Origin of the sequence: Kribbella speibonae (assembly GCF_004331375.1) — a bacterium.
Lineage (GTDB): Bacteria > Actinomycetota > Actinomycetes > Propionibacteriales > Kribbellaceae > Kribbella > Kribbella sindirgiensis.
Map to the genome: position 1 here is coordinate 148,733 of NZ_SJKC01000001.1, position 24,488 is coordinate 173,220.

The 24,488-nt window shown below is 66.9% G+C and carries 22 protein-coding genes, 1 tRNA gene and 2 pseudogenes; 14 read left to right on the forward strand and 11 right to left on the reverse strand.

Annotated features, from left to right (window positions below):
- Positions 1-325: 325 nt before the first annotated feature.
- On the reverse strand, positions 326-1,486 hold the full coding sequence (locus E0H92_RS00805; protein WP_131495055.1) for a helix-turn-helix domain-containing protein: 1,161 nt from the start codon (positions 1,484-1,486) through the stop codon (positions 326-328).
- A gap of 257 nt (positions 1,487-1,743) precedes the next feature.
- Between E0H92_RS00805 and E0H92_RS00810 the strand changes: the two genes are divergently transcribed.
- On the forward strand, positions 1,744-1,950 hold the full coding sequence (locus tag E0H92_RS00810; protein WP_131495056.1) for a hypothetical protein: 207 nt from the start codon (positions 1,744-1,746) through the stop codon (positions 1,948-1,950).
- A gap of 79 nt (positions 1,951-2,029) precedes the next feature.
- Here the strand turns inward: E0H92_RS00810 and E0H92_RS00815 are convergent, their stop codons facing one another.
- The 3 genes from E0H92_RS00815 to E0H92_RS00825 all read right to left on the reverse strand — a co-directional run bounded on the left by E0H92_RS00815 (position 2,030) and on the right by E0H92_RS00825 (position 5,125).
- The gene (locus E0H92_RS00815) at positions 2,030-2,947 is read right to left on the reverse strand and encodes a hypothetical protein (RefSeq protein ID WP_131495057.1); all 918 of its coding nucleotides are present in this window, start codon (positions 2,945-2,947) and stop codon (positions 2,030-2,032) included.
- Positions 2,948-2,950: 3 nt separating this feature from the next.
- The gene (locus tag E0H92_RS00820) at positions 2,951-4,384 is read right to left on the reverse strand and encodes a DUF3696 domain-containing protein (RefSeq protein ID WP_131495058.1); all 1,434 of its coding nucleotides are present in this window, start codon (positions 4,382-4,384) and stop codon (positions 2,951-2,953) included.
- A 649-nt stretch (positions 4,385-5,033) separates the two neighbouring features.
- Positions 5,034-5,125 (reverse strand) — tRNA-Ser (locus tag E0H92_RS00825).
- Positions 5,126-5,367: 242 nt separating this feature from the next.
- Here E0H92_RS00825 and E0H92_RS00830 point away from each other — a divergent pair.
- The 3 genes from E0H92_RS00830 to E0H92_RS00840 all read left to right on the forward strand — a co-directional run bounded on the left by E0H92_RS00830 (position 5,368) and on the right by E0H92_RS00840 (position 8,739).
- Positions 5,368-6,606, forward strand: coding sequence for an MFS transporter (locus E0H92_RS00830; RefSeq protein WP_131495059.1), 1,239 nt, complete (start codon positions 5,368-5,370; stop codon positions 6,604-6,606).
- Between the two features lie 76 nt (positions 6,607-6,682).
- Positions 6,683-7,900, forward strand: a complete 1,218-nt coding sequence (locus E0H92_RS00835; protein ID WP_131495060.1) for an MFS transporter — start codon at positions 6,683-6,685, stop codon at positions 7,898-7,900.
- A 239-nt stretch (positions 7,901-8,139) separates the two neighbouring features.
- Positions 8,140-8,739, forward strand: a complete 600-nt coding sequence (locus E0H92_RS00840; RefSeq protein ID WP_131466842.1) for a gamma carbonic anhydrase family protein — start codon at positions 8,140-8,142, stop codon at positions 8,737-8,739.
- Positions 8,740-8,743: 4 nt separating this feature from the next.
- Here E0H92_RS00840 and E0H92_RS00845 read toward each other — a convergent pair whose 3' ends face one another.
- From E0H92_RS00845 to E0H92_RS00865, 5 genes and pseudogenes are all read right to left on the reverse strand, one after another.
- Positions 8,744-9,649, reverse strand: a complete 906-nt coding sequence (locus E0H92_RS00845) for a sucrase ferredoxin (RefSeq protein WP_131466843.1) — start codon at positions 9,647-9,649, stop codon at positions 8,744-8,746.
- A 40-nt stretch (positions 9,650-9,689) separates the two neighbouring features.
- The gene (locus E0H92_RS00850) at positions 9,690-10,991 is read right to left on the reverse strand and encodes a cupin domain-containing protein (RefSeq protein ID WP_238153292.1); all 1,302 of its coding nucleotides are present in this window, start codon (positions 10,989-10,991) and stop codon (positions 9,690-9,692) included.
- Positions 10,988-11,521: a hypothetical protein gene (locus tag E0H92_RS00855; RefSeq protein ID WP_202873486.1), complete on the reverse strand. Its 534-nt coding sequence runs from the start codon at positions 11,519-11,521 to the stop codon at positions 10,988-10,990. Before E0H92_RS00855 ends, E0H92_RS00850 begins: the two co-directional genes overlap by 4 nt.
- Before the next feature lie 104 nt (positions 11,522-11,625).
- Positions 11,626-12,678: pseudogene (gene cobC / locus E0H92_RS00860) on the reverse strand (Rv2231c family pyridoxal phosphate-dependent protein CobC); the annotation flags it as partial.
- Between the two features lie 85 nt (positions 12,679-12,763).
- The gene (locus tag E0H92_RS00865; RefSeq protein WP_131495062.1) at positions 12,764-13,555 is read right to left on the reverse strand and encodes a carbon-nitrogen hydrolase family protein; all 792 of its coding nucleotides are present in this window, start codon (positions 13,553-13,555) and stop codon (positions 12,764-12,766) included.
- A gap of 190 nt (positions 13,556-13,745) precedes the next feature.
- On the opposite strand from E0H92_RS00865, the gene mobA reads away from it, so the two are divergent.
- Genes mobA through E0H92_RS00880 form a run of 3 tightly spaced genes read left to right on the forward strand, consistent with a single transcriptional unit; the run spans position 13,746 to position 16,194 of the window.
- Positions 13,746-14,285, forward strand: coding sequence for a molybdenum cofactor guanylyltransferase (mobA, locus tag E0H92_RS00870; protein ID WP_131495063.1), 540 nt, complete (start codon positions 13,746-13,748; stop codon positions 14,283-14,285).
- Between the two features lie 42 nt (positions 14,286-14,327).
- Positions 14,328-15,188, forward strand: a complete 861-nt coding sequence (locus E0H92_RS00875; protein ID WP_131495064.1) for a phosphotransferase family protein — start codon at positions 14,328-14,330, stop codon at positions 15,186-15,188.
- A 28-nt stretch (positions 15,189-15,216) separates the two neighbouring features.
- On the forward strand, positions 15,217-16,194 hold the full coding sequence (locus E0H92_RS00880; RefSeq protein ID WP_131495065.1) for an NAD(P)H-quinone oxidoreductase: 978 nt from the start codon (positions 15,217-15,219) through the stop codon (positions 16,192-16,194).
- Between the two features lie 120 nt (positions 16,195-16,314).
- Here the strand turns inward: E0H92_RS00880 and E0H92_RS45695 are convergent.
- Positions 16,315-16,611: pseudogene (locus E0H92_RS45695) on the reverse strand (VOC family protein); the annotation flags it as partial.
- Between the two features lie 73 nt (positions 16,612-16,684).
- On the opposite strand from E0H92_RS45695, the gene E0H92_RS00890 reads away from it, so the two are divergent.
- The 6 genes from E0H92_RS00890 to E0H92_RS00915 all read left to right on the forward strand — a co-directional run bounded on the left by E0H92_RS00890 (position 16,685) and on the right by E0H92_RS00915 (position 22,508).
- Complete coding sequence (locus tag E0H92_RS00890; protein WP_131495066.1) at positions 16,685-17,257, forward strand: TetR/AcrR family transcriptional regulator; 573 nt, start codon at positions 16,685-16,687, stop codon at positions 17,255-17,257.
- 33 nt (positions 17,258-17,290) lie between these two features.
- Positions 17,291-17,863, forward strand: coding sequence for a PadR family transcriptional regulator (locus E0H92_RS00895; RefSeq protein WP_131495067.1), 573 nt, complete (start codon positions 17,291-17,293; stop codon positions 17,861-17,863).
- Positions 17,860-18,576, forward strand: coding sequence for an ABC transporter ATP-binding protein (locus E0H92_RS00900; RefSeq protein WP_131495068.1), 717 nt, complete (start codon positions 17,860-17,862; stop codon positions 18,574-18,576). Before E0H92_RS00895 ends, E0H92_RS00900 begins: the two co-directional genes overlap by 4 nt.
- Positions 18,576-21,188 (forward strand): FtsX-like permease family protein, encoded by a 2,613-nt coding sequence (locus tag E0H92_RS00905; RefSeq protein ID WP_131495069.1) that lies wholly within the window; start codon positions 18,576-18,578, stop codon positions 21,186-21,188. Before E0H92_RS00900 ends, E0H92_RS00905 begins: the two co-directional genes overlap by 1 nt.
- A gap of 169 nt (positions 21,189-21,357) precedes the next feature.
- Positions 21,358-21,888: a CGNR zinc finger domain-containing protein gene (locus E0H92_RS00910; protein WP_131495070.1), complete on the forward strand. Its 531-nt coding sequence runs from the start codon at positions 21,358-21,360 to the stop codon at positions 21,886-21,888.
- 20 nt (positions 21,889-21,908) lie between these two features.
- Positions 21,909-22,508, forward strand: a complete 600-nt coding sequence (locus tag E0H92_RS00915; protein ID WP_275670080.1) for a bacterial proteasome activator family protein — start codon at positions 21,909-21,911, stop codon at positions 22,506-22,508.
- Between the two features lie 4 nt (positions 22,509-22,512).
- Here the strand turns inward: E0H92_RS00915 and E0H92_RS00920 are convergent, their stop codons facing one another.
- Positions 22,513-23,322 (reverse strand): HAD family hydrolase, encoded by an 810-nt coding sequence (locus E0H92_RS00920; RefSeq protein WP_131466856.1) that lies wholly within the window; start codon positions 23,320-23,322, stop codon positions 22,513-22,515.
- Positions 23,323-23,909: 587 nt separating this feature from the next.
- On the opposite strand from E0H92_RS00920, the gene E0H92_RS00925 reads away from it, so the two are divergent.
- The gene (locus tag E0H92_RS00925) at positions 23,910-24,464 is read left to right on the forward strand and encodes a WhiB family transcriptional regulator (protein ID WP_238150764.1); all 555 of its coding nucleotides are present in this window, start codon (positions 23,910-23,912) and stop codon (positions 24,462-24,464) included.
- The last annotated feature ends 24 nt before the right edge of the window (positions 24,465-24,488 follow it).

Sequence of the window (24,488 nt, forward strand, 5' to 3'; positions counted from 1 at the left end):
AGGAAGGCATATGCAAACTTCGGGCCGCTCAGGAGTGGAGCGCGCCGCCACCTACCTAACCGTCGCGATCTAACCCGTATGCCTCAACCGTCACGGGCAGGTCCCGAGGGCTGGAACACACGGGTGCTTGAACCAGCCGGACAGCCATGCTCCAGAGCTACGGCCTTGTGTTTTCGCAGCTCAGAGCAACCTTCGAGGCCACTTGAGCGGGGGTGTGGGATTCGAACCCACGATGACGGTCACCCGCCATGCGGGCCTTGAGTGGCGCAGCGCAGTGCGCGCCGAACTCGGGGTGCCGGACAAACGCAGCCGTCATGTCATGTCCTCAGACGGCTCGGAGAGCATCCTCCAAGCCGATCACCGTCTCTTCTCCGGGAAACCGCCGCCGCAACTCCTGGTCCAACTCGCTCGCGATCATCCGCAAGTGCACCTTGCTCTGCCGACCATCCTTCAGACCATCGACGCCGAGGCCGACAGCCTGCTCTAGGTCACCGTCGCGCCCGGCGACGAACGCCAACGTTAGCCTGCACTCAGCGATTCGCATCGGACTCAGCTCGGTACCGTCGGGCGCGATGTTGTCGCCGATGACGGACGTCGCGTACTCGCTCGCCTGGGCGTCGTCCTGTGCCATGCGGTGCACGTCCATCGCGTAGTAGTCCCACTTCGCCGGATCTACCTTGAAATGGTTGTCCGGCCGATCTGGGTACGGCAACTCACCGAGCAGGTGACGGCCAGACTCAAGCAGGGTCGACAACCCAGACTCACCGAGACGAGCCCTCGCTTTCGCCTCCTGGGCGATGAGCTGCACCTGAACACTGGTGCCCTGAGCAACTGCCTGCCCGCGCCTCGACGCGTCGACGGCCTGCCGGAACCTGCCCTGCGTCAGCGCGAACCACGCAGTCATCTCGTGCCCCCACCCAACAATCTCCGGGTGACCTGCCTCCGCCCCGAGCTGGGCGGCGGCCACGCGTGTGGACTCCGCAGCGGTCCCCATGCCGAGGTCGTACTCAACGCATCCCGCGAGCAGCGCGAGCCACCCGCCGGCCACCAGCAGGTCTGTATGCGCCCTGAGTCCAACGGGACGTCGCAGGAGGGTGCCGACGTACTGAAGCCAGTCGTGCGCCTCGTGGCGCAGTTCTAGCGCATCTCTGCGGTTGTACTGGCAGCACAACTCCTCGACGGTCGAGTGCAGCGCCTCGATGGTGTTCGGTGTCGTGTCCGACGACTGCAGCCGGGACACCAGCTCGGCTGTCTGCCATGGCGTGTCATTGAGCTTCGCGGTCGCATCGTGGCGGGCCGCCGCAATCAGCTCGCCCTTCGCCCGCAGAGCCGCGTCACACGCCCGTGCAATGTCGTCGGTCGCAGGCTTCCGGCCGTTCTCCACGTTCGACAGGTAGGACCGGCTGAAGTGCGTCGCGCGTGCCAGGTCGGCCAGCGACCACCCGCGATGGTCGCGGTACTCCCGGAGACGGCTCCCGAACGACATAACCCCAGTGTCACCCACGCTTTGTATCCCTGTCTCCCGATGCCGAGGGATACACGGGAATGATCGATCCGGCGCACCCACGTGGGTCATGATCCGGGCATGACCGAAACGACGCGGGGGCCAGAGAGGGATGCCGCCGGATGGCCACTCCTGCGGTCTGCACAGGAAATCGACTGCGACGGGAAGAACCCCACCACCGGCCGGAGCTGCACCCTTGGACACCACCAGGGCTACCACCGAGACGAGATCGGCGCAGAATGGCTGGACGACTGATGCGCCGACAAGTACGTCGCCCGCTCGATCGTCACTCGCCCTGGCGGCGCGGCTACGACGAAGGTTTCGATTGCGGGGTCTCGATGGCTGTCACCCAGGTTGACGATCTTCTGTCCGAGCGTTTCGGATCAACGATCGCCCGCAGCGAGGTGCAGGAACTTGCCACCCAGCTCCGCAGGGAGCTGTCCTAGGTCCGGTCAGGTCGGCATGTAAGACCGTGATTCCCCCGCCTTGCCGACCTGACCGCTCCACCTCTCGGTCGCGCAGTCGCTAAAGAGTCGCCGAGTGCTCGATGTCGGCTGCTACAAACGTCGCGAGCTTGCTTGCTGAGGAATCGTTCTGCCGCGCCATCGCACATTCCGTACGCGCTCGGGGACCGTTGAACTGCGCAAGACCTTTCCCCAGCGTCCAAGACACGTCACCTCCCGTGCCCCAGGAGAACCCGATCCATCGATCATGCATGTGCTGCATCGCGACGCGCTTCTTGACAATATCAAGCTTGATCTGAATCGCCTTTCTAGGCGTAGCAGCAAGAATCGATCGTAGCCGCGCCTCCACGTCGCGGGGCCCGAGAGTCGATCCATTAACCTGCATCCCCGAACTCGTCACCAGTCGAAGCTCTTGGACGTTATTCCGGTCCGCCAGGCGAATAAATCTCTGCAGGCCGGTCCGATTACTCCCGTTCGAGAAGAGGCGAAAGGCGTCTGAGATAGCATAGCGATCAATCACGAGGATCGTATCTGCTGCATGACAAAGCAGTCCGAATGCCTTGTCCATCTGCGTCGCGCAAGGTGTACCCTCCGCCATTCCCGACGCTTGTTCACGCCTCACCATATCCAAGAAAGAATTATGGAGAAGATCCTCCGGAATCTCCAGATCACCGCCGCAGGTCGAACACTGCACTGAAATTGCGGCAGCCAGCGCCAGACTGACCTGCGCCGGGCTGGAGCACTTTTGACATGGAAACGTTAGGCTCTGCACCAGACGGCACTTGATGAGCTCCGACCACTTACTCTGAACATCCAGCGGCATTTGCTGCAAGATGCCGACAAGTTCTTTCTGAGCGGCCACTGCTGGTTTCACAATTAGAGCGGTCTGCATTAGCTTTTCAGCTAACGAGCCCCAGACCTTGTAGTTCTGTTCGGGTTGCTCATCACCTAAGGAGACGACCCCCACCAACGCGAACATTCATCACACCCCTGCGAATAGGTCGTCCATGCGCTCATCGAAGAATCCCTCTGGCCATGGATCGACAAGACTCCCGTTATCAGAGATCCTCAGGGTCTGAACGAGGCGCTTCCCACGCGCGGCGCTGACGTAGTGGATCCCCAACTTCGCGGGAGTGAATCCCTTTACGGACCGTTCTCGCAAACGACGCTGCGCTCGGAGAAGCAAGTGCTCGGAGTGAGTCTCCACGAGAATCGTGTTGTTGTTCTCAACACTTGAGGCGATCAGCAAATCTGCGAGCCTGCTCTGCACTTTCGGATGCAGATGGATCTCAGGTTGCTCGACAAGGATAATCTTGTTGGTATTCCCGACGAGCTGAACAACGACCGGCAAGATCTGGGACAATCCGAAACCCACGTCGGCTGGGCTGACAGACACACCCGTCACTTTGTCTTTCAGAACCGCAATCGCAACGTCGCCAAGTGCATCTTCTGTGCCGTAGGCCTTCAGTTGCTCGACGGTAAGCTCATAGTTGATGTCAAGTGCGAGAAACGCGTCGTTCACTCTCTCGATGAGATCCTGCCGGCGCGCCAGGTGAAGAACAAGTCGCTCACCACGAACCCCGACACCCTCGACATTACTAGCTTCCGTCACGACTCTACGCGGGAACTCCCGCAATGGACCGACGTAGATCATTCGGCCCAACACTTCGAAAAGCTCGTATGCAAAATCGGTCTGCCACTGATACCAGCGGTATATCAGATTTTCGATCAGATCATCGCGGAACGAATCACCCTTGCTAGACTCACGCTTCTTAGGGCCGCGAATCAACGCCAGAGGCAAGACAGGGAACCAACCATGCAGGCTGAACTCCTGCCTCATGAGCCAATCACCTATAGATCTGCGGTAGCGAGATGGAAGGTCGTACGGGTTCTTATCTCGTTCCGCCCAACTATTTGCCCATATCTGAATCATCGACTGAGCGGAACTGCTGTCAGCCAGGCGAAGGATGCCGGGTTCTCCGGCATGATTAAACGACACGGCATTCTTCGCATCCGAGATTCGGACAGCAACTACATCCGGTTCCGGATCATCGCCCAGAATACCGAACGTGAGGGCGACCCGGATCTCGCCTGTGAAGAACATCGTTCCATGGTTGTCGGGTCGACGAACTTGATCACTAAGACCGAATTCAATTGTAAAGGGCCGCTTGGTCTCGTGGCGATGAACGAATGTTCGATACCCCCCGAGGTCGACGGAACTTCCGCGGAACTCTAGGACACCACGGTCAGCCCCGTATGCTCGTTGCGCACTCTGTTGCAGCAGGAGCAGCGCCTGAAAGATCGAGCTCTTACCTGATGAGTTGGCGCCGTATATCAGATTCAGGTTCTTCAAACCTATCTCTTGGCGCGCATCGAAGCCCTTGATTGAAGCAAAGGCTAGCGAGTCAATCTGCATACCGTTTCCTATCACGGAAGTGACGCGCTCGGAAGCGCGCGATTCGGTGGGCGTACGGCGTGGGTGGCCGATCGCGCATGCCGACTGCTAACTGAATCCTCCTCTGGTCGATCTCACGTGGCAGATTCGGGCGTGTCGCCGGGCGTTTGCTTGCAGAAGTTCGGCGCGCTGGAGGAGTAGTCCACGCCACGATGAACTCATCCGATGGCTGTTCGCGCACACCAGCGCGAGGTCACAAGGGCGCGTCGTTGTGCGGGAGATATGCAGCGGTAGGACGTGACGCACTTCGATGTTGCCCCGGCCCGCAAGGCTGTCCCAGGTGTCCCACTGTCGCAGAAGCGGTGCTGACCTGCGGATATGTCTGGGACGGCAGCAGACGAGGGCTGTCCCAGCTGTCCCGAGTCCAAGCCCCCCGTGTTTCAGCCCTCGCACGGCAGGACGGGCTGAAACACGGGGGGCGGCGGGGCTCAAGCAAGCGGCTTCGCCCACGCGGAGGGACGAAACTACCTCGTCCAGCGCGGGCACGATACGGGCACAGATGGCCGGATATGGCCGGTGTTGGTCGGACACAGTCACTGACGGCCGGACACGGTCCCGATCCGTCGCGGATGGTGTTTCCGCAGCTCAGCGCACGATTCTGCGCCGAGTTTGGCGGAGGGTGTGGGATTCGAACCCACGATGACGGTCACCCGCCATACCGGTTTTCAAGACCAGCGCACTCGGCCGCTATGCGAACCCTCCTGGCGGTTGTCGCCGCGGGTTGAGGATACCGGGTGGAAACCGAGTGCGGGGGTGGGGAGGGGCCGGTAGGGTCGGCGCAGCGGCGGGTTGCCGCGGAGGGTACGGACGGAGGTGGGAGCAATGTCTCGGTCGTTCGAGGGCATCGCACACGCCGGCCGGTCAGCGCGCTGACGCTCTGACCGGGCGAACCGGCCGGCTGGACAGCCGGCGTCCATCGCTTCGTCATGCCCTCAGGAGTTCCCATGCGTTCCCTCGGTGCGTACGCGTTCCCGTCCGAACTCGGACCTGATTTCCGCAAGATCTTCCCGGCCGCGATCATCTCCAACCTCGGCGACGGCGCCCTGATCGCCGCCGGCCCGTTGCTCGTCGCCTCCATCACCACCGAACCCGCGGCGGTCGGTGCCGCCGCGTTCGTGCAGCAACTGCCGTGGCTGCTCTTCGCTCTGTTCAGCGGCGTTCTCGTCGACCGGCTCGACCGCCGGCTGATGATCGTTGCCGCGGACACCTTTCGCGCGATCGTCCTGGCCGCGCTCGGTCTCGCCGTACTGCTCGACACTGCGCCGCTCTGGGCGGTCTACGTCGCACTGTTCCTCCTCGGTACGGCGGAAACGCTTGCAGATAACGCATCCGGCGCGCTGCTGGTGAGCGCCGTACCGAAGGACCACCTAGGCAAGGCCAACGCTCGACTGTTCGCCAGCGGCACCGTGCTGCAGCAGCTCGGCGGGCCTCCACTGGGCGCACTGCTGTTCGCTGCGGGCGCCGGCATTCCACTGGTCTTCAATGCCATCACCTTCGCCGCCGCAGCGACCCTGATCGCCCGCGTCGCCGTACGGCCGCCGCTGCCCGACCACACCAGTCGCTCAGCCGTACTGCACGAGGTGCGCGAGGGAGTCCGGTGGCTCTGGCACCACACCGGCGTACGGACGCTCGCTCTGTCGATCCTGGTCATGAACATCACCTTTTGCGCGGCCTTCGCGACCTGGGTGCTGTTCGCGCGCGAGCAGCTGGGACTGAGCGAGACACAGTTCGGTCTGCTCGTGTCGGTCGGTGCCGTGGGCGGTGTGCTCGGTATGCCGACGTACCACTTCCTGGAGCCACGCGTAGGGCCCGTGACCCTGCTCCGCGCCGGCCTGGTCATCGAGACGACGGTCCACCTCATACTGGCGCTCACCAAGAACCCATGGGTCGCCGGCGCGACCATGGCGGTGTTCGGGGTTCACGCGGTGGTGTGGGGCATCGTGTCGACTACAGCGCGTCAGCTGGCCACACCGGACGCTCTGATGGGCAGGGTGAACAGCGTGTACCTACTGGCCTCAGTAGGTGGCGCCGCGATCGGCTCCGCGCTTGGCGGCGTACTGGCGCAGCAGTACGGTCTGGCTGCACCGTTCGCGATCGCCTTCGTGGCAATGGTGGTGATGACAGCGGTCGCCTGGCGCCCCCTGCGGAACGTGTCGGTACGTCGAGTGCGCGCAACTGACTGAAATCGGATGGAATCGGCTGGCGAGCGCTTGCTACGGTTCGCCAGCCGCCGAAAAGACCCGATGGGAGCGCTCCGCCATGCCCGCAGCCGCGTCACTCGGCCTCCCGAACGTCCGCGGCCGGGTCCCACTCCTGGCCGGCCTGGCGATCGACTCGTTCGGTGGCGGCTGCGCCGGACCACTCCTGTTGCTGTTCTTCAACAAGGTCGCCGGCATCCCACTGGGGACCGCCGGCGTGATGCTGACCGTCGCGACCCTGTTCTCCATCGCGGCGCCCGCCGCAGTGGGTCTGGTGGTCGATCGCGTCGGTCCGCGGAACCTTGTCGTAGGTGCGCAGTTCGCTCAGGGTCTGGCGTTCACCGGCTTCTTCTTCGGGCGGTCGATGTGGCTGCTGTTTCTGTGTGCACTGGTCATGACAACCGGCCAGCGGGTGTTCTGGTCGGCGATCTTCAGCCTCCTCGCGGACGTCGCCGACGAGGGCGAGCGGGACAAGTGGTTCGGCCTGGGCGGGATGATGCAGGCCGGCGGCCTCGCTCTGGGCGCCCTGGTGGCCGGCTGGCTGCTGGCAATCGGCGGGGACGCACCGTTCCTGTTCGCGATGGCACTCAACGCGGTGACGTTCTACCTCGCCGGGCTGCTCCTCCTGCGGCTCCACCCGTCGCACCACGAGCGGACCAACCAGGACAGCGGCCCAGCGCCCTTGCTGCGCAAGGACAAGACGTTCCTTGCCTTGATCGGCGCCAACACCTTGCTGGCGCTCTGCACGATGATGCTCGGCGTCGGCGTACCGGTGTACGTCACTGAAGCGCTGACAGTGCCCAAGTGGCTGGTCGGCGTACTGATCGCGGCGACGGCCGTCGTGCTGGCGACCGGTCAGACGCTCGTCGTACGGCACACCGAGCAGCGGCGGCGTACGAACGTCATGGTGGTCGCTGGGATCACGTACGCCGTGTGGGCGTTGCTGATGGCGCTGCAGGTGCATATCGCGGCTGGGTGGGTCGTGCCGGTGCTGGTGCTCGCCACGGCCTGCTACGCGTTCGCCGACGTACTGCACGCGGCGACGAATAACGCCCTCTCGGCAGAGATCTCACCCGCGGTCGGCCGAGGGAAGTACTTGTCGTACTGGCAGTACTCGTTCACCTTCTCGAGCGTGCTGGCGCCGGCGTTCTTCGCGCAGCTGTTCGAGGTGCATCACGAGCTGCCGTGGGTGGCGCTCGCGGCGCTCGCACTGGTGGCGAGTCTGACGATCTACATCCTCGCCCGGGTAGCTCCCCGGCTCAGCTCCGAGCGCATCTGAGCGGTCGGTTCCTGATCTGTCAGGATGCGTTGCATCCGATCGAACATCTGTTCTAATGTTGGCACAGTTCGCGGTTCTCCACCGGGATTGTCCGACGGACCGAGCCTGCCACCTCCGATGTGGACGGCCCGGAGGACACCGCCGCCCGGGTTGTGAGGACCCGGGCTGTGGAGAGTCCGCACTACTACCCATCGTGGTACAAGCTGGAGCGAGGTGATCACGCGACGAGAGGACAGCAGATGCTGCTGGAACACCGCGGCCGTCGACCGGTCGTGCCCGAATCCGCGTATGTCGCTCCATCGGCCGTACTCTGCGGCGCCGTCGTCCTCGGCGAAGGCAGCAGGGTTCTGCACGGTGCGGTGCTGACAGCGGAGAACGGCGAGATCCGGCTCGGTGAGAACAGTGTGGTGATGGAGAACGCCCTGGTGCGCGGCCGGGCCGATCATCCCGCGCTCATCGGCGACGCGGTCCTGGTAGGTCCCCATGCACATGTCAACGGCGCCACGGTCGAGGACGAAGTCTTCATCGCCACGGGCGCCGCGTTGTTCCCAGGTTCTGTCGCCGGCGCAGGCGCGGAGCTCCGGATCAACAGCGTGCTGCACGTGAACTCGCGGCTGGAAGCAGGCACGGTCCTCCCGATCGGATGGATCGCCGTCGGCGACCCCGCCCAGCTCTTCTCCCCCGACCGGCACGAGGAGCTGTGGCAGATCCAGCGCGACCTGGACTTCCCGGGCACGGTGTACGGCGTCCCTCGCGGTACGCCGATGCGCGACATCATGGCGCGCCAGTCAGCGTTCTACGGCGAACACGCTGCGGACCGCCCGGTGGACCCGACCTGACCCGTCAGGCTGGGGTCAGGTTGTGGAGTTCGAAGCGGCGGATCTGGGCGGGGGAGGAACCTGCGCAGGTCAGGCGGGCGTCGACGGTGTCTAGGTGGGCCGAGACTTCGACGGTGATCAGGCCGTTGGTGGATGCGAGGAGGATTCGCCAGCGGTGCTCGGCGAGAACTGCAACGGTGTGCGGGAGGAGGTTGTCGACCGCGGGTGAGTGACCGGCGGCGCGGGCGAAGTGCTGGGCGGCTTGGACGGGCGGGATGAACGCACCCGATCCACGGAGGAGATCGGGTACGACGGCGCGCTCGTCGTACTGCTTGGCGAGTTCGACGGCTCGGGCTGGTGTGACCTGCCCGTAGAACAGGCTGTGCGGGAGTAGGACGACGTTTGCGGCGAAGCGGTCACCGCCGATGTGGCTGCATTCCCAGGTGCGTTCTGGGTAGGCGGCGGTGAGGGTGGCCGCGACCGGGCGTCCGCGGACGGCGCAGCAGGCGTCGTGTCGTCCGTGGGTGCACACGAGGTAGACCGGCGCGGTGCTCACCTGCCCGGTGTCGTTGCCTGCGAGGACCTCGAGTAGGTGTTCGTCGGTCGGTAGGTCGCCCCAGCGGACCAGTTCGCGCCCGGGGCGGCAGTCCACCAGTCCCCACCGCCGAGGGCCGCTCCGATCAACACGGCCGAACCGGCGGATCAGCACCGGCCGAATCCCCAGCTCACGACATCTCCGCGCAACCACCTCACCCAGATCAGATGAGCCGCGCCGGAGGGCGGTTAGGGCCTGGCGGGGCCAGGGGGTGCGGGATTCGATGAGGAGCCAGCGTTCGGCGGGTGGGGCGGTTGCGGTCAGGGAGTCGTGACGGAGGTCGGCTTGTGCTGCGCAGCCGGTCTCCGGGCGGTATCTGACGTCACCGAGGTCCACGCCACCTCACGATACGGTTGCCGACTTCAACTACCGATGGTCACTGCGCGGTGGCGACTACGACTGCCTCCGTGAGCAGGCGGCGGACGAGGACGAGTTGGTCGGCGTCGTCGAGGCCGGGGAGGTTTCCTACCTTGCAGTCGGCGCCTGAGACGAGTTCTGTGACGGCTGCGGTCGTGGCCGGCGGGAAGGTGATGGTTCGGTCGGGGAGTTGGAGGACGAGCGGGTCGCCGGGGACGAGGCGGCAGCGGAGGCCGGCGCGCAGGCGGACCGTCGTACCGACGGCCAGAGAGGTGATGGACGCGGCGTGCGCCAGCGGTGGGAGCGGAGCTGGGCGGTTGCTGGACCAGGTACGGCGCCTGAGACGGTCGGCCAGTGCCTCCGGGGTCGCCGTGCGGAGCTCGTGCGTGAAGAGTTCGACCACCTGCGGCAGGACCTGGGCTAGCTGCTCTGGGTCGCCAGGGTCGAAGCCGAGAGGCAGGGCGGTCCGCAGAGACACTTGATCCGCAGCCAGTGCGGCCAACTCCTGGACGAGCAGGTAGCGCGTCAGGGTGTGGAGTCCGACGGTCAGGTGTGCGCTCACGCCACCTAGTGCTTTGGCCGAGTGCAGGAAACCGCGGGGCACGTACAGCGCATCGCCGGGCCGCAGTACCTCGTCGATCACCGGTGCCTGATCGCGTGCCGCTTCACCAACAGCCTGCGCGTGGTCGGTCCACGGCTGGTTGCGGAGCGGGTCCAGATGGACCGGCTCGTGCACGGTCCAGTGCTTCTCGCCGGCTACTTGCAGTACGAACACGTCGTGTACGTCGTAGTGCGCGGAGAACCCCTGCGACTCGGCCGGAGTGATGTAGGCGTTGATCTGCACCGGATGACCCGCGTCTGCGGACAACTGGGTGGAGAAGTCGACCAAGGCCGGCCAGGTTCGGTGCAGGGCCTGCAGTACTACGGTGTGCCCGCTGGCGAACAGCGCGGCTACTTTGTCGTCACGGACCTGGTCCGCGATCTCGGCGCCGGCACCGGCTGGTCCGGTGAACTGGCTGTCTCCGACCACCGACCCGTTCTTTGCGATCCGGAGGAACGGGGTCCGTAGGCCGCGGCGGGACAGGAGTTCGTCGACGGCGTCGAGGCTGAACAGGTCGTCGTACGGCGCGGGGAGGTCGGGGCCGTGGGACAGGAGTGCTCGCGAACCCCAGTAGGTGTTCGCGAACTCGTCCAGATCCCCCGCCACACAGCGCCGGAGTGCCGGGCGGTCGTCTCGCAACTGCTCACCGCCATCGGCCGACGACTGCTCGGCCGGATGGTTGTTCTGCGGGAACGGCCCGGCCTCCGGCACGGTGGTCACCAGCTTCCGGAGTTCCCGCCGGCGCCACCGTCTGCACCGCCATCTGCCCCACCATCAGAGCCACCCGCAGAGCCACCCTCGGATCCACCAGAACCCGAGCCTTCACCACCGGCGCCACCATCAGCACCGCCGTCGGTCCCGCTGGGGTTCGCACCGCCGTCCGCAGTGCCTTCGCCGCCCTCAGACCCACCAGACCCCGAGCCCTCGCCGTACCCGCCGGCACCGCCGTCAGCACCACCGTCGGTCCCGCCTGCGTTCGCGCCGCCGTCCGCAGTGCCTTCGCCGTAGTTTCCGGCGCCGCCGTCAGCTCCGCCGTCGGTTCCGCTGGGGTTCGCACCGCCGTCCGCGGTACCTTCGCCGGCCCCGCCCGCGCCGCCATCGGCTCCACCATCCGCGCCGCCGTCCGACGACTCCCCGCCGTACCCGGAACCCCCGCCGCCGGGAGCAGCAGTCGAGCCGCCCGCCGTGGTGTCGTTACCTTCGCCCGAGCCTCCGTACTCGCCGGTGCCACCTACGGACGAAGTGTTCATGTCGTCATCGTTGAGACCCATTGTGCTGCTCCCTTCGCGAACGGCCAGAAGTTGCCCGGGGCATACCACCGGGGGCACTGGCCATCCTGTGCGCAAACTGGACCTCAGCTAAACCCCTCGCGCGTTACAGCGCCAACTCGATTGCGCGGCAGCAGATCCGCCAGCACCTTCACGAACCCGTCGGTCACGTCCTCAGGCCGTACGGCGACCCGCAACCAGTCCGGCCCGAGACCCGGGAACGTGTCCCCGCGCCGGACCGCAAACCCCTGTGTACGCAGGGATTCCCGCACCTCCGCCGCCCCCGGCACATGCACGAGGACGAACGGCGCGCGCGCCACGCCGTACGTCGAAAGTCCGTTCACTGTTCCGAGACTGTCAAGCAGATGGACACGGTGGCGTTCGATGTCGAGGGCAGCCTGAGTCGCTTCCGCGACGGCACGCTCGTTGCTGCAGGCAATTGCTGCCGCGAGTGCAGGAGTGGACACCGGCCAGTGCGGCTGGACCGCGGCCAGTTGCTCGATCAGACCCGCGCCGGCGATGACGTACCCGACCCGCAAACCGGCGAGTCCCCAGGTCTTCGTCAGGCTCCGCACCACCACGAGCCCGGGGATGGACGCGCCGGCGAGCGACTCAGGCTCACCGGGTACGGCGTCCATGAACGCCTCGTCGACGACCAGGATCCGATCGGGTCGCGCCAGTTCGCGCAGGTCGTCGGCGCGGTGCAGCACCGACGTCGGGTTGGTGGGATTACCGATGACAACGAGATCAGCGTCAGCCGGTACGGCGGACGGGTCCAGCGTGAACCCGTCCTCGGGCCGCAGGATCACCCGGTCGACCAGGTGGCCGGCCGAACGCAACGCCGCCTCGGGCTCGGTGAACTGTGGATGCACCACGACCGGGTGCCGCGGCCGGAACGCCCGTGCGACCAGGACGAACGCCTCTGCCGCCCCCGCGGTCAACAGCACCCGCTCCGGCGCGACACCGTGCCGGTGTGCGACCGCGGCAACGGCCGCGTCCTGCCGTGGGTACGCCGCCAGATCGGTCAGGCTCGCCGTGATCGCGTCCAGCAACCAGGGCGGGGGTGTGCCCGCGCGGACGTTGACGGCGAGGTCGACCAGCCCCTCACCGACCTCGAGATCGCCGTGATGCTCCAGATCAAACCCATCCGCCACGCCCAGGAGGCTAACGGGTCAGCGACTCTTACGGACCGCCCGGTCCGCGCACTGGTCAGCAGAGCGTGACTCAGCTGGGCGTGACTGAGTACCGCCGGTTCCGCAGGGAGGGGTTGCGCTTGCGTACGTCGGCCAGCCGCTCAGCGGAGATCTCAGCGAACGCACGTCCGTCTGCCTCACCCACGGACGCCAGTGCGATGCCCTGCGGGTCGATGACCTGGCTGAGACCGCAGTACTTCTTGCCGTTCTGGGCGGCCGCTGCGACGTAGCAGGTGTTCTCCACGGCTCGGGCGGTGAGCAGCGTGGTCCAGTGGTGCTCTTTGAGCGGTCCGCGGACCCAGGCGGCCGGAACGACCAGTACCTCGGCTCCAGCGTCGATGAGGGCGCGGGAGAGTTCTGGGAAGCGCAGGTCGTAGCAGGTCATCAGACCGACCGAGTGGTCGCCGATCTGGACTACGACAGGGGCTACGTCACCAGGTGTCAGCTGGTCGGACTCCTTGTACCCGAAGGCGTCGTACAGGTGGATCTTGCGGTAGGCGCCGAGCAGTACGCCGTCAGCGCCGACAGCCAGGAGTGTGTTGTAGGGACGGCGCTCGTCACAGCTGCGTTCGAACATCCCCGCCACGATCGCCACGCTGTGCTCGACCGCAGCCTTCCGGAGGGTCGTCACGAACTCGCCGTCCAGCGCCTCGGCAGCCTCCGCCACCGACTCCCCCTCGACCGCGAAGTCGGACATCATCGCTTCCGGCAGCACGACCAGGTCCGGCCCGCCCTGCGCGGCCTCCGCGACCAGACGGCTGACCGCGTCCCGGTTGGCAGCCTTGTCATAGCTACTGGCGGTCTGCACCACGGCAATCCTCATCTCCCCATGGTGCCGCAGAACCCAACAACTTGAACCTCACACGACGTGAGGACCTACCGTCGATCCGCACGCAGCTCGAGCTGGTTGAGGAGCAGCTGGCGGCGGCAAGCCGGGTCAGGGCCCGGAGGAGCTCGAGAGGATGCGTCAGGCACGAGAGGCGCTGCTTCCGAAGAGTTGAGAGACTGCGTGAGTGGAGTTTGACGCGGTGGTGCTGGCGGGGGGCGGGTCCACTCGGTTCGGTGGGGTGGACAAGGCGATGCTCGTGCTGGACGGGATGTCGTTGCTGGATCGGGTGTTGACGGCGACGGCGGGAGCCGCCTCGACGGTGGTGGTGGGGCCGGTGCGTAAGACGTACCGGGACGTGGACTGGACGGTGGAGGACCCGCCGTCGGGTGGGCCGGTGGCGGGGCTGGCGGCTGGGCTGACGTTTGGGACGGCGTCGGTGGTCGTGGTGGTGAGCTGTGATCTGCCGTGGATCACCGAGGAGGACGTGACGGCGCTTGTTGCGGGGCTTGGGGACCGCGACGGGTTCGGGCTGCGTGACACGGACGGGCAGGAGCAGCAGCTCGCGGCCGCGTACCGGCGTACTGCGTTGGCGCAGGCGATCCAGGACGTCGGCGATCCGAGGGACAAGTCGGTACGCCGGACGCTTGCCGGGCTCGACCTCGCGTGGACCGACCCGACCCACGCAGGCAACGACGTCGACACCTGGTCGGACCTGGACGACTGAAACCGACCGAAAATCGCTGGACGCAGTTCGTAGGTTCGACGCATGGATGTCGCGCAGCTGGTGAGAGACGTCGTCGGACGAGATGTCGGTGAGGTCGTGGAGCGCACCGGCGGGCAGTTGAGCACCGTGTACGAGGTGCGCACGTCCGCGGACCCGGTGATCGTCAAGGTCTACGCGCCGGAGTGGCTCTGGAAGCAGGCCAAGGAAGTGCACGTCTACGGGATGCTGGAACAAGAGCTCGCCGGCTCGATCCCACGGGTGATGCATGTCGGCGACGGCGTGACGATGCTGTCGAAGATCGACGGTGTTCCGCTGTCCGAGGCCGAGCCGCCGGACTGGCGGGCGATGTACGTGCAACTCGGGGACCTGTTGCGGCGCGTTCACCGCATCCCGCAACCGGAGTACGGCTATCTGACCGATCAGATCCTCGACCCGTTGCCGGACAACGACCAGTACATGCGACGGCAGTTCGCGAAGAAGCTGCACGAGTTCGAGCAGCTGGGCGGGGACCTCGAGCTGCACGCGAAGATCACCGCGCACGTCGAGCAGAACAAGCACCTGTTCGCGGACAACACAGCAGCTGCCTTGTGCCACAACGACTTCCACGAGGGCAACATCCTCGTGGACCCGACGACCTGGCGCGTGAACGGGTTCATCGACGTGGAGAACGCGATCGCCGCCGATCCGCTCATCGACCTGGCGAAGACGATCCAGTACTCCGCCCACGACAACCCGGAGAAGCTCGCCGGCCTCACCGACGGGTACGGCGCCGTACCCGCGGACCGGATCGACCTCTACCGGCTCTATCACTCGCTCGAACTATGGGACTGGTTCCAGTCGATAGGCGAGACCACTTACCTCGACTCGATCGCGCAGGACCTGGCAAAACTGGTCGAGCGCTGAGTCGAGCGCTGAGGGTAGGTTGGGCAGCATGCGAGCTGTCGTGGTGGATGGTGCCGGCGGAATCGACGTTCTCGGGATCGGCCAGATCCCGGACCCGGAACCGGCCGTCGACGAGGTCGTCATCGACGTCGTCGCCGCCGGCGTGAACCGCGCCGACCTGCTCCAGCGCCAGGGCTTCTACCCGCCTCCGCCGGGCGCTCCCGGCACGATCGGCCTCGAGGTGTCCGGCCGGATCGCCGCGGTCGGCGCCGAGGTCGAGGGCTGGTCGGTCGGCGACGAGTGCTGCGCGCTGCTCGCCGGCGGCGGGTACGCCGAGAAGGTCGTCGTACCCGCTCCGCAGGTGATGCCCGTACCGGACGGTCTCGACCTGGTCAGTGCGGCCGCGCTGCCCGAGGTGGTCGCGACCGTCTGGTCGAACATCTTCATGACCGCGCATCTCAAGGCGGGCGAGACGCTGCTCGTGCACGGCGGCTCGTCCGGGATCGGCTCGATGGCGATCCAGCTCGGCGTGGCGCACGGGGCGCGGGTGCTGACCACGGTCGGCACCAAGGAGAAGATGGAGTTCTGCACCCGGCTCGGCGCGGACGTCGCGATCAACTACAAGGATGCCGAGTGGGCGTCCGTGGTCAGCGAGGCGACGAAGGGCGCGGGCGCCGACGTGATCCTCGACATCATGGGCGCGAAGTACCTGACCGACAACGTGAAGTCGCTCGCGTACGACGGGCGGCTCGTGGTGATCGGGATGCAGGGCGGCGCCAAGGGCGAACTGGACCTCGGGCGGCTGCTCAGCCGCCGCGGTTCGGTGATCGCCACCGGCCTGCGATCCCGTTCGGTGGCGGACAAGGGCCGGATCATCGCCGAGGTCGTCGGCCACGTCTGGCCGCTGATCGCGGAGCGGAAGGTCCTCCCGGTCGTGCACTCCACGTTCCCGCTCGCCGAGGTCGCGAAGGCGCACGAGACGCTGGAGCAGTCCACCCAACTCGGCAAGGTCCTCCTCACTCTGTAGGACGTCTGTAGGCAAGTTGGCTGCGACCCATTCCGGGTCGGGTTCGACCAGCTGGATCACGTCGATCCAGGTGCCGGCCGGGTCGCGGACGAAGAAGTGCCGCTGACCGAAGACCTCCGTCTTCGGCTCGCCCTCCAGCTGTACGCCGCCCTCGCGCAACGCGGCGGCGATCTTGTCGGCGTCGTCGACGACGAAGCCGAAGACGTTGCTGCTCTCGGTCTGCGCCGACACCGCTGCCGGAATCGTCGGGTGGCCGCGCTCCATGATCGCGAGCTCCCAGTCCGCCGTGCCGCGGCGGACCGTGATGAACCAGCCGAGATCGATCCCGACCTGCAGGTCGAGGTACTGCGTGTAGAAGGCGGCGACGTCCGCGGGACGGTCGGTCACCACGGTCGCGCCGAAGGCTGCGGGTTGCATACGCTCTCCTGACTACTACAGCTGTTGTTGTTGTGTACGACAGTTGTAGTGGAACTCTGCTAGCCTTGTCAACATGCCCCGGAATCCGGAACGCCGTACCCAACTGGCCGACGCGGGCCTCGCCGTGCTCGCGGAGGCCGGCGCCCGTGGCCTGACCCACCGAGCCGTCGACGCCGCCGCCGGACTCCCGGCCGGTACGGCGTCCAACTACTTCAAGACCCGCGACGCACTGCTCGGCGCGCTTGGCGAGCGGATCTTCGAGCGCCTCGCCCCGGACGAGGCCGTCCTGGCACCGCTCGCAGCGCGCGAGCCGAGCCTCGAACTGATGACGGACTACGTGCACTACATCGTCGAGCGCCTGCTCGGCCGGCCGGAACTCACGCTCGCGCTCCTCGAGCTCCGCCTCGAAGCGGCCCGCCGCCCCGGCCTGCACGAGATCCTGTCGCGCACGCTCCGCCAGGGCTTCGACGCCGACGTCGCCTTCAACGCGAACGCCGGCCTGCCGGGCGGCGCCGAGGAGATCCGCCTGCTGCATTTCGCCATCGACGGCCTGGTCCTCGACCAGTTGACCCCCGGTACCGGACATCCGTACGACGTGGAGGCGATCACCGCCCGCCTGGTCCGCCGCCTGACCCGGGAGGATTGACGGCCGCATACTCGGTATGCATACTCAGTATCTATGTCGATCAAGCATGGATTGCTGGCGCTGCTGCAGGACGAACCGAAGTACGGCTATCAGCTGCGCGGTGAGTTCGAGGCCGCCACCGGGGCGACCTGGCCGCTGAACATCGGGCAGGTCTACACCACGCTCACCCGCCTCGAGCGGGACGGATTCGTGCTGGCGGGCGCGACCGACGAGGGCGGCCGGTCGCGCTACGAGATCACCGACGCCGGGCGAACCGAACTGTCGAACTGGTTCCAGACGCCAGTCACCCGGGAGTCGCGTCCGCGGGACGAGCTCGCAATCAAGCTCGCCCTGGCGCTCGCGGTGCCGGGCGTGGACGTCAGCGCCGTCGTCCAGCGGCAGCGGATGTCGACGATGCAGTCGCTGCAGGAACTCACCCGGCAGAAGCGCAACAGCGCGGAGGGGGAGATCTCCTGGCAGTTGGTCATCGAATCGATGATCTTCGGCGCCGAGGCGGAGATCCGCTGGCTCGATCACTGCGAGGCGATGCTGTTACGCCACCGCGGCAAACCACGGCCCGCTCCCCAGACGTACGACGTACCGGCCGAGCAGGAGGCCCGCTCATGATCTTGGACATTCGCCGGCTGACGCGGACGCACGGTGAGGGTGAGCAGGCCGTGCATGCGCTAAGGGGAGTGGATCTGGCTGTTGCGCCGGGCGAACTCGTCGCCGTGATGGGACCGTCCGGGTCCGGTAAGTCGACATTGCTCACCTGCGCCGGCGGTCTCGACCAGCCGACCGCGGGCGAAGTACTTGTCGACGGCAACGATCTCACCACGCTCAGCCGGAACGCCGTGGCGGCGCTGCGTCGGCGTCGGATCGGGTACGTGTTCCAGGACTTCAACCTGATCCCGGCGCTGACCGCGGCCGAGAACGTCGCACTGCCGCTGGAACTGGACGGCACCCGCAGCCGGTCGGCCTACAAGTACGCCGTCACCGCCCTGCAGGAGGTAGGAATCGAGGAACTCGCCGACCGCTTCCCCGACGACATGTCCGGTGGCCAAAGGCAACGAGTGGCGATCGCCCGCGCGATCGTCGGCGAGCGCCGCCTGCTGCTCGCGGACGAACCGACCGGCGCGCTCGACTCCGACACCGGCGAGGCCGTACTGCGGCTGCTCCGGGACCGCTGCGACCAGCACAGCATCGGCGGGGTTCTCGTCACCCACGACGCGCGCCACGCCGCCTGGGCGGACCGCGTGGTCTACCTGCGCGACGGCGTACTGGTGGGTCAGGCGGGGCCGCTGCCGGATGCGGATGCGTTGCTGCAGGAGAGCCGCTGATGGGCAAGTGGGCCGCGCCGCTGCGGATCGCGCGGCGTACGGCGCGAAGATCGATCGGCCGCACGTTGCTCGTGGCGGCCTTGATCGGGCTGCCCGTGCTGGCCGCGACGTGGCTGGGAATCGTACTGAAATCCGCGAGTCCGAGCGGCGAAACGCTGGCCGCCAACACGATCGGCCGCGCGGACGGCCGCCTCGATGTCACGCAGTACGGCAAGCTGCAGATCCCGCCGGGCCAGGAAATGCTGTACGGCGAACCGCCGCCGGCCGAGGGGCACGACAAGGCGGTCCGGACACCGTCGACCTTCGACCCGAGCCCACTGCTTCCGGCGGGGACCAAACTCGCCCGTCTGTTCGTCGACTCCGGCATGGTCGAAGTCCGGATCCCGGACTCGAAGACCACGGTCACGCTGCTGACCGGTGACGGCTCGAGCCCGTTGACGACCGGGACCGTGAAGCTCGACAAGGGCCGACTGCCGGCGAAGGCCGACGAGGTCGCGATCTCACCGTCGCTCGCCGAGAAGCTCGGCCAGACCACCACGGTCGAGAGCACGAGTGGCAAGCGGTACGCCGTCGTCGGCATCGCCCGGATGCTCACCACGCAGAGCACGCCGGCGATCTTCGCCACCCCGGACTCCACGCTGAACGACGTCGATCCGACGCGTACGGTCCAGTACCTCGTCGACCTGCCCGACTCGGCTGACGCAGGTCAACTCAGCACCGACCTGGTCAACCAGGGCCTGTTTCTCTTGCCGCGAGCAACCATCGTCGATCCGCCGCCGGACCCGTACGGCACGAGCGCCGACGACATCGGTCCCTACGCCGCGATGGCGCTGGTGATCGGCTTCGGGATCCTCGAGATCGTCCTGCTCGCGGGTACGGCGTTCGCGGTCGGTGCGCGCCGCCAGACCCGGGAACTCGGTCTGGTGATGGCGGCCGGAGGTACGCCGGGTGACGTCCGGCGGATCGTCGCGATGCAGGGCCTGTTCGCCGGGCTGGTCGGCGTGGCCGGCGGACTGGTGATCGCCGGGATCGCGGTGTTCAGCGCGAAACCGCTCTGGGAACGGATGACGGACACGATCTTCACGGCGTGGCAGATCCCGTGGGCCACGATCGTGGGGATCGCGCTCCTCGGTCTCGGCGCCGGGCTCGCCGCTGCCGTCGTACCGGCGATCAGTGCCGGTCGGCAGGCGCCGATGGCCGCGCTGGCCGGCCGGTTCACCGTGACCGCGAAGGCGGCCCGGATCCGGATCGCCGCGGTCGTCCTCCTCGCGGCCGGACTGGTGTGCGTGTTCGCGGGCAGCGCGATGATCGCCGCGGCCTTGCAGTCGGCGCGGCACACGCCGCTCGGCCAGCAGGCGACCGCGACGCCAACCGGTCCGATCGCGCTGGTACTGCTCGGAATCACCGCGTCGATCATCGCGCTGGTCTGGATGTTGCCGAGTCTGGTCGTGAAGGTCGCCGGCCTGGCGCGGTCGCTGCCGTTGAGCGGCCGGATCGCGATGCGGGACGCCGCGCGGCACCGGCATCGCACCGGTCCGGCGACCGCGGCGATCATGATGGCTGTCGCGGGCACCGCTGCGGTCGCGTTCGCGGCCTCGAACTCGATAGCGGCCGACGCCGCGGCGTACATCGCGGCGGCCCGGGAGGGCGATGCCGTCGTCCGCTTCACCGGTGACGAGACCGGCGGGATCACGTACACGCCGCAGCTCGCCTCGCAGGTGGCCGGGCTGCTCCCTGTGCGGAAACAGTACGAGCTCGGATACGTCCAGCTGGCGAACACGAAACCCAATCAGTACGGCTATACGCCGGTCCTGGCGGTGGCCACGCCGGAGAACGGAATGGGCATGACCGGGATGCCGTTGCAGGCAGCCGATCCCGCCTTCATCGAACGCTTCGGTGAGTACGGCGCGAAGGTGGCGGCGGCGATGCGGGACGGCAAGGTGGTAGTTCCGGACGTCAAGCTGGCACCCGGGCAGAAGGTTGCCATGCACAACGATGACGCGGACAAGTACCTGAAGAACCTGGACGCGGTGTCGTTCGGTCCGCCGCCCAGGGTCCAGTTCTTCCGCGATACCGCGCTGATCAGCCCGCAGGCGGCCCGCGCGCTCGGCACGATCCAGGTCAGCGAGGTGCATTTCGAGCTGACCAGGGAGCCGTCCAAGGACGAGCTCGCCGCGGTCTCCCGGACGCTCGGGACGGACGAGGGGATTCAGGTCGAGAAGGGGTACCAGAGTCCGGCACGGCTCTTCCTGATCGGGATCCTGCTCGCGGCGACGGTGGTCACGCTGCTCGGCGTCGCGATCTCGGTGTCGTTGTCAGCCGCCGAGGGACGGGCCGATCTGGCCACACTGGCAGCGATCGGCGCACCCCCGCGACGACGTCGGTCGCTCGCGGCGGCGCAGGCGTGGGTGCTCGGACAGCTGGGCTGCGTGCTGGGCGTGGGGGTCGGCGCGCTGTACGGCTACACCGCGCACGCCGCCTTCGGGTCACCGCACTTCGTGGTCCCGTGGGCGGAGATCGGCGGCATCGTGGTCGTCGTACCACTGTTCGCCGGTCTCCTCGCCTGGCTACTGACCCGCTCCCGGCTACCGATGGTCAGTCGTATCGACTAGCGCAACCTCGGGGTGGGCGACGGGGTACGGCGGTGTGCTTGTGATGCGCCATTGGCCGCAAGCACACCGCTGGTACACGACGAGCCCTTCGCTGACGTGGTGGCTGGAGATCGCGGACCAGCGGTGGCGATGGAGATCGGTCATGGATCCATCGTGATGTAATGGCATTATGCATCTCAACCCTTACGGCGCCGACGCGGTCCTGCTCGCGGTGAATCTGGTGACCCGACCGGCGACCACCCCGGACGAGCTGGCCGAGCGGTGCGAGGAGAGCGGCGTCGAGAGCCGCCTGGTCCGCGAGCGGCACGTCACGTCCGCGGACCTGACCGCCGTACGCACCGCGCTCGACGAGTGGCTGCTGGTGGTGGACGCACCGGACGAACAGTCGCGGGTCGACCTGGTGAACGCCATGCTCGCGAAGTACACCGAGCATCCGCGGCTCACCAACCACGCCGGCGACGGCTGGCACATGCATTACCGGCCGGACAACGTTCCGGTCGGGCGACTGGTCGCGACACTGATCAGCACCGGTACGGCGTTGCACCTGGCCGGCCGTGGCATCACGCGACTCGGCCGGTGCGCCACCGAAGGCTGCGGCAACGTGTACGCCGACCTCTCCCGCACCGGACGTCAGCGCTATTGCAGCCCCGCCTGCGCCAACCGGGACGCCGTACGCCGCCACCGCGCCCGCACCCTGTGACCCCGGCCTAGGATGGGGAGATGAGCGAGAGCAGCAGCGAGGGCCAGGAAGTTCCGATGGCCGGTGCGCGCACCGAAGACGGCAAGGTGCTGATCGTCGGGCCGGACGGCATGGCCGTCGAGGGACCGCCGCGCTCCGACGACGAACAGGACGACGAACCGCGCTCGGTGACCGAACTGGTCGAGCAGCCGGCGAAGGTGATGCGGGTCGCGAACATGATCCGGCAGCTGCTGGAGGAGGTGAAGTCGGCGCCGCTCGACGAAGCCTCCCGGGCGCGGCTGCGGGCGATCCACGAGGCCTCGATCAAGGAACTCGAGAGCGGCCTCGCACCGGAACTGGTCGAGGAGCTGGAGCGTCTCAGCCTCGACTTCACCGACGACAGCACACCGACCGACGCCGAGCTGCGGATCGCGCAGGCGCAGCTGGTGGGCTGGCTGGAAGGCTTGTTCCACGGCATTCAGACGGCGCTGTTCGCGCAGCAGATGGCCGCGCGCCAGCAGCTGGAGCAGATGCGCCGGGCCCTGCCGGGCGGGCAGCAGCTCCCGCCCGATGGGCAGTTCCCCGACGCGCCGCAGGCCGGCAACACCGACGGCCCCGGCAGCGGCGGGATGTACCTGTAACGCCTTATTTCAAAGGCTGGAAGAACTCCTCGAGGACGGCGGCGACGCCGTCCTCGTCGTTTGTGGGGGCGATTTCGTCCACCACCGCGAGGACTTCGGGGTGCGCGTTCGCGACGCCGTACGACGTTCCGGCCCAGGCGAGCATCGGAAGATCGTTGACCGAGTCACCGAACGCGATCGTCTCAGCAGCCGAGATCCCTTGTATGGCGGCGAAATCGGCCAGCATCGTGGCCTTCGAGACCCCGCTCGCCGAAATCTCCACCAAACCGTGACCTCCGCTGTGACTGGCCGTCACTCGTTGGCCCACCAACGGATTCACCAGCCCGAGCAGATCGTCGGAGTGCAGGCTCGGATGCCGGACGAGCAGCTTTGCGGCCGGCTCCGCAAGGAGTTCCTCGATCGCGGCGATCAACGTGTCGTCCGGTTTCGGCCACCGATTCAGGTAGACCGGTTCCTGTCCGTAGCGGTCCGGTCGCTCGATGGCGAACTGTACGTCGGGGATCGCCGCGCGGATCGCCTGCGCCACCTCGAGGGCGATCGTGGGCTCGATCAACCGGGTCCGAATCGCCTTACGGCGCAGGACGTCGTACAAAATGGAGCCGTTGGCAACAATCGCGACACCGTGGTCGCCGACCAGGTGCGACAGGTCGTGCAGCCAGCGAGGTGGCCGGGCAGTGACCATCACGAAAACACTTCCGGCCGCCTGAGCCGCGAGCACCGCGGCGCGGGTCCGCTCGGACACGGTGCCGTCACTGCGGACGAGCGTTCCGTCGAGATCAGTTGCTATCAGGCGGGGGTTTCGCGGAACCGTCACCGGGTAACGATATCGCCACAGCGCCGTGGCCTGAGCTGGTCGCGCACTACCCTTTCGAGTGCCTCGGGCGCAAGCGGTCGGCCGTCGGTTTCAAGTCTTTTTGACTTATCTGATTGAGCTTTTGACAACGTCATCAGACCGTTACGGCAGGATGCTGCAAAGGCAGCAAGTTCCCCTGCGCCACCCGGCGGGCCCGTGATTTAGTGCGGTGGTCTGGTGGGGAACCGGGGGCTGTTCGTTCGCGTCGTAAGCGTGTTCTGGATCAGCGCGACTGATTCCGCCCCACCTCCAGAAGCACACACAAACGCCGAACAACTGTTGTGGAATTGGCTGCAACCAAAACCGCGGCGGTGGCGTCAACAGTTATGGATCGGTGCGTCCCGCGCCCGGGACGACACGGTGGGCCGGCCACGTTGCGCAGGTCCATCAGCTAGCGGATCCGTGCGGACGAACGTCGTTCACCGTTCGTTCATTCGGGTCTTGATACTTGGGGAGCCTTGATGATCGTCAACAGCGCCAATCTAGCGGGGCCGGGGGGCAGTAGCTCCCGAGCGGCTGTCGACACATGTTCCGGCAGGGAAGGGGCCATGACCGGCTGCATCGCTCGTTCCGACATCTTTCAGCACCGCCTGATGGAGGAGCCGCCGCCGGCGTCCGCAACCCGTCGTACCAGGGAGCGGTACGAGCAGCTCGTCCGCGAGGCCAAGACGCTGTGCGCGTCCTGCCCGCTCTTCACGGACTGCCTGTACAGCGCCGTCGCCGAGCACGACGTGAGCGGCTTCGTCGCCGGAACCACTGCTGTACAACGGCGTTCGATCCGCAACCTGCTCGACGTCGAGGTGCAGGCGGACGACTTCGACCAGCTCGCCGGTGCTCGCGGCACCCGCCGCCCGGTGAGCCACGAAGAGGTCCTGCGGCTGCGAACGCAGTACCCGAACGACAGCCTGGAGTCCCTGGCCATGCGGCTGGGCTGCTCGCTGTCGACGGTCAAGCGGCACCTGCGGCGGGCCCGTCGCGGCCAGAGCCCGGCAGCGAAGACGCCGCGGCCGCGCCCGGAGGTCGGCGCCGTGCTGGACGCGTTCGACACCGTCGTCGACCAGCAGCACCAGCCACGCCGTACCGGCAGCAGCCGAGTCGCCTGACCCGATACTCGGCCCGCCAGCGGA

What these genes read in the sequence shown, in the direction of transcription:
- E0H92_RS00890 (WP_131495066.1), top strand. Translation starts at nt 16,685, where the DNA reads ATGCCCCGGAATCCGGAACGCCGTACCCAACTGGCCGACGCGGGCCTC.
- E0H92_RS00915 (WP_275670080.1), top strand. Translation starts at nt 21,909, where the DNA reads ATGAGCGAGAGCAGCAGCGAGGGCCAGGAAGTTCCGATGGCCGGTGCG.
- E0H92_RS00815 (WP_131495057.1), bottom strand. Translation starts at nt 2,947, where the DNA reads ATGTTCGCGTTGGTGGGGGTCGTCTCCTTAGGTGATGAGCAACCCGAA.
- E0H92_RS00805 (WP_131495055.1), bottom strand. Translation starts at nt 1,486, where the DNA reads ATGTCGTTCGGGAGCCGTCTCCGGGAGTACCGCGACCATCGCGGGTGG.
- E0H92_RS00855 (WP_202873486.1), bottom strand. Translation starts at nt 11,521, where the DNA reads ATGAACACTTCGTCCGTAGGTGGCACCGGCGAGTACGGAGGCTCGGGC.
- E0H92_RS00830 (WP_131495059.1), top strand. Translation starts at nt 5,368, where the DNA reads ATGCGTTCCCTCGGTGCGTACGCGTTCCCGTCCGAACTCGGACCTGAT.
- E0H92_RS00880 (WP_131495065.1), top strand. Translation starts at nt 15,217, where the DNA reads ATGCGAGCTGTCGTGGTGGATGGTGCCGGCGGAATCGACGTTCTCGGG.
- E0H92_RS00835 (WP_131495060.1), top strand. Translation starts at nt 6,683, where the DNA reads ATGCCCGCAGCCGCGTCACTCGGCCTCCCGAACGTCCGCGGCCGGGTC.
- E0H92_RS00910 (WP_131495070.1), top strand. Translation starts at nt 21,358, where the DNA reads ATGCATCTCAACCCTTACGGCGCCGACGCGGTCCTGCTCGCGGTGAAT.
- E0H92_RS00875 (WP_131495064.1), top strand. Translation starts at nt 14,328, where the DNA reads ATGGATGTCGCGCAGCTGGTGAGAGACGTCGTCGGACGAGATGTCGGT.
- E0H92_RS00865 (WP_131495062.1), bottom strand. Translation starts at nt 13,555, where the DNA reads ATGAGGATTGCCGTGGTGCAGACCGCCAGTAGCTATGACAAGGCTGCC.
- E0H92_RS00840 (WP_131466842.1), top strand. Translation starts at nt 8,140, where the DNA reads ATGCTGCTGGAACACCGCGGCCGTCGACCGGTCGTGCCCGAATCCGCG.
- E0H92_RS00820 (WP_131495058.1), bottom strand. Translation starts at nt 4,384, where the DNA reads ATGCAGATTGACTCGCTAGCCTTTGCTTCAATCAAGGGCTTCGATGCG.
- E0H92_RS00895 (WP_131495067.1), top strand. Translation starts at nt 17,291, where the DNA reads ATGTCGATCAAGCATGGATTGCTGGCGCTGCTGCAGGACGAACCGAAG.
- E0H92_RS00925 (WP_238150764.1), top strand. Translation starts at nt 23,910, where the DNA reads ATGACCGGCTGCATCGCTCGTTCCGACATCTTTCAGCACCGCCTGATG.
- E0H92_RS00905 (WP_131495069.1), top strand. Translation starts at nt 18,576, where the DNA reads ATGGGCAAGTGGGCCGCGCCGCTGCGGATCGCGCGGCGTACGGCGCGA.
- E0H92_RS00900 (WP_131495068.1), top strand. Translation starts at nt 17,860, where the DNA reads ATGATCTTGGACATTCGCCGGCTGACGCGGACGCACGGTGAGGGTGAG.
- E0H92_RS00810 (WP_131495056.1), top strand. Translation starts at nt 1,744, where the DNA reads ATGGCTGGACGACTGATGCGCCGACAAGTACGTCGCCCGCTCGATCGT.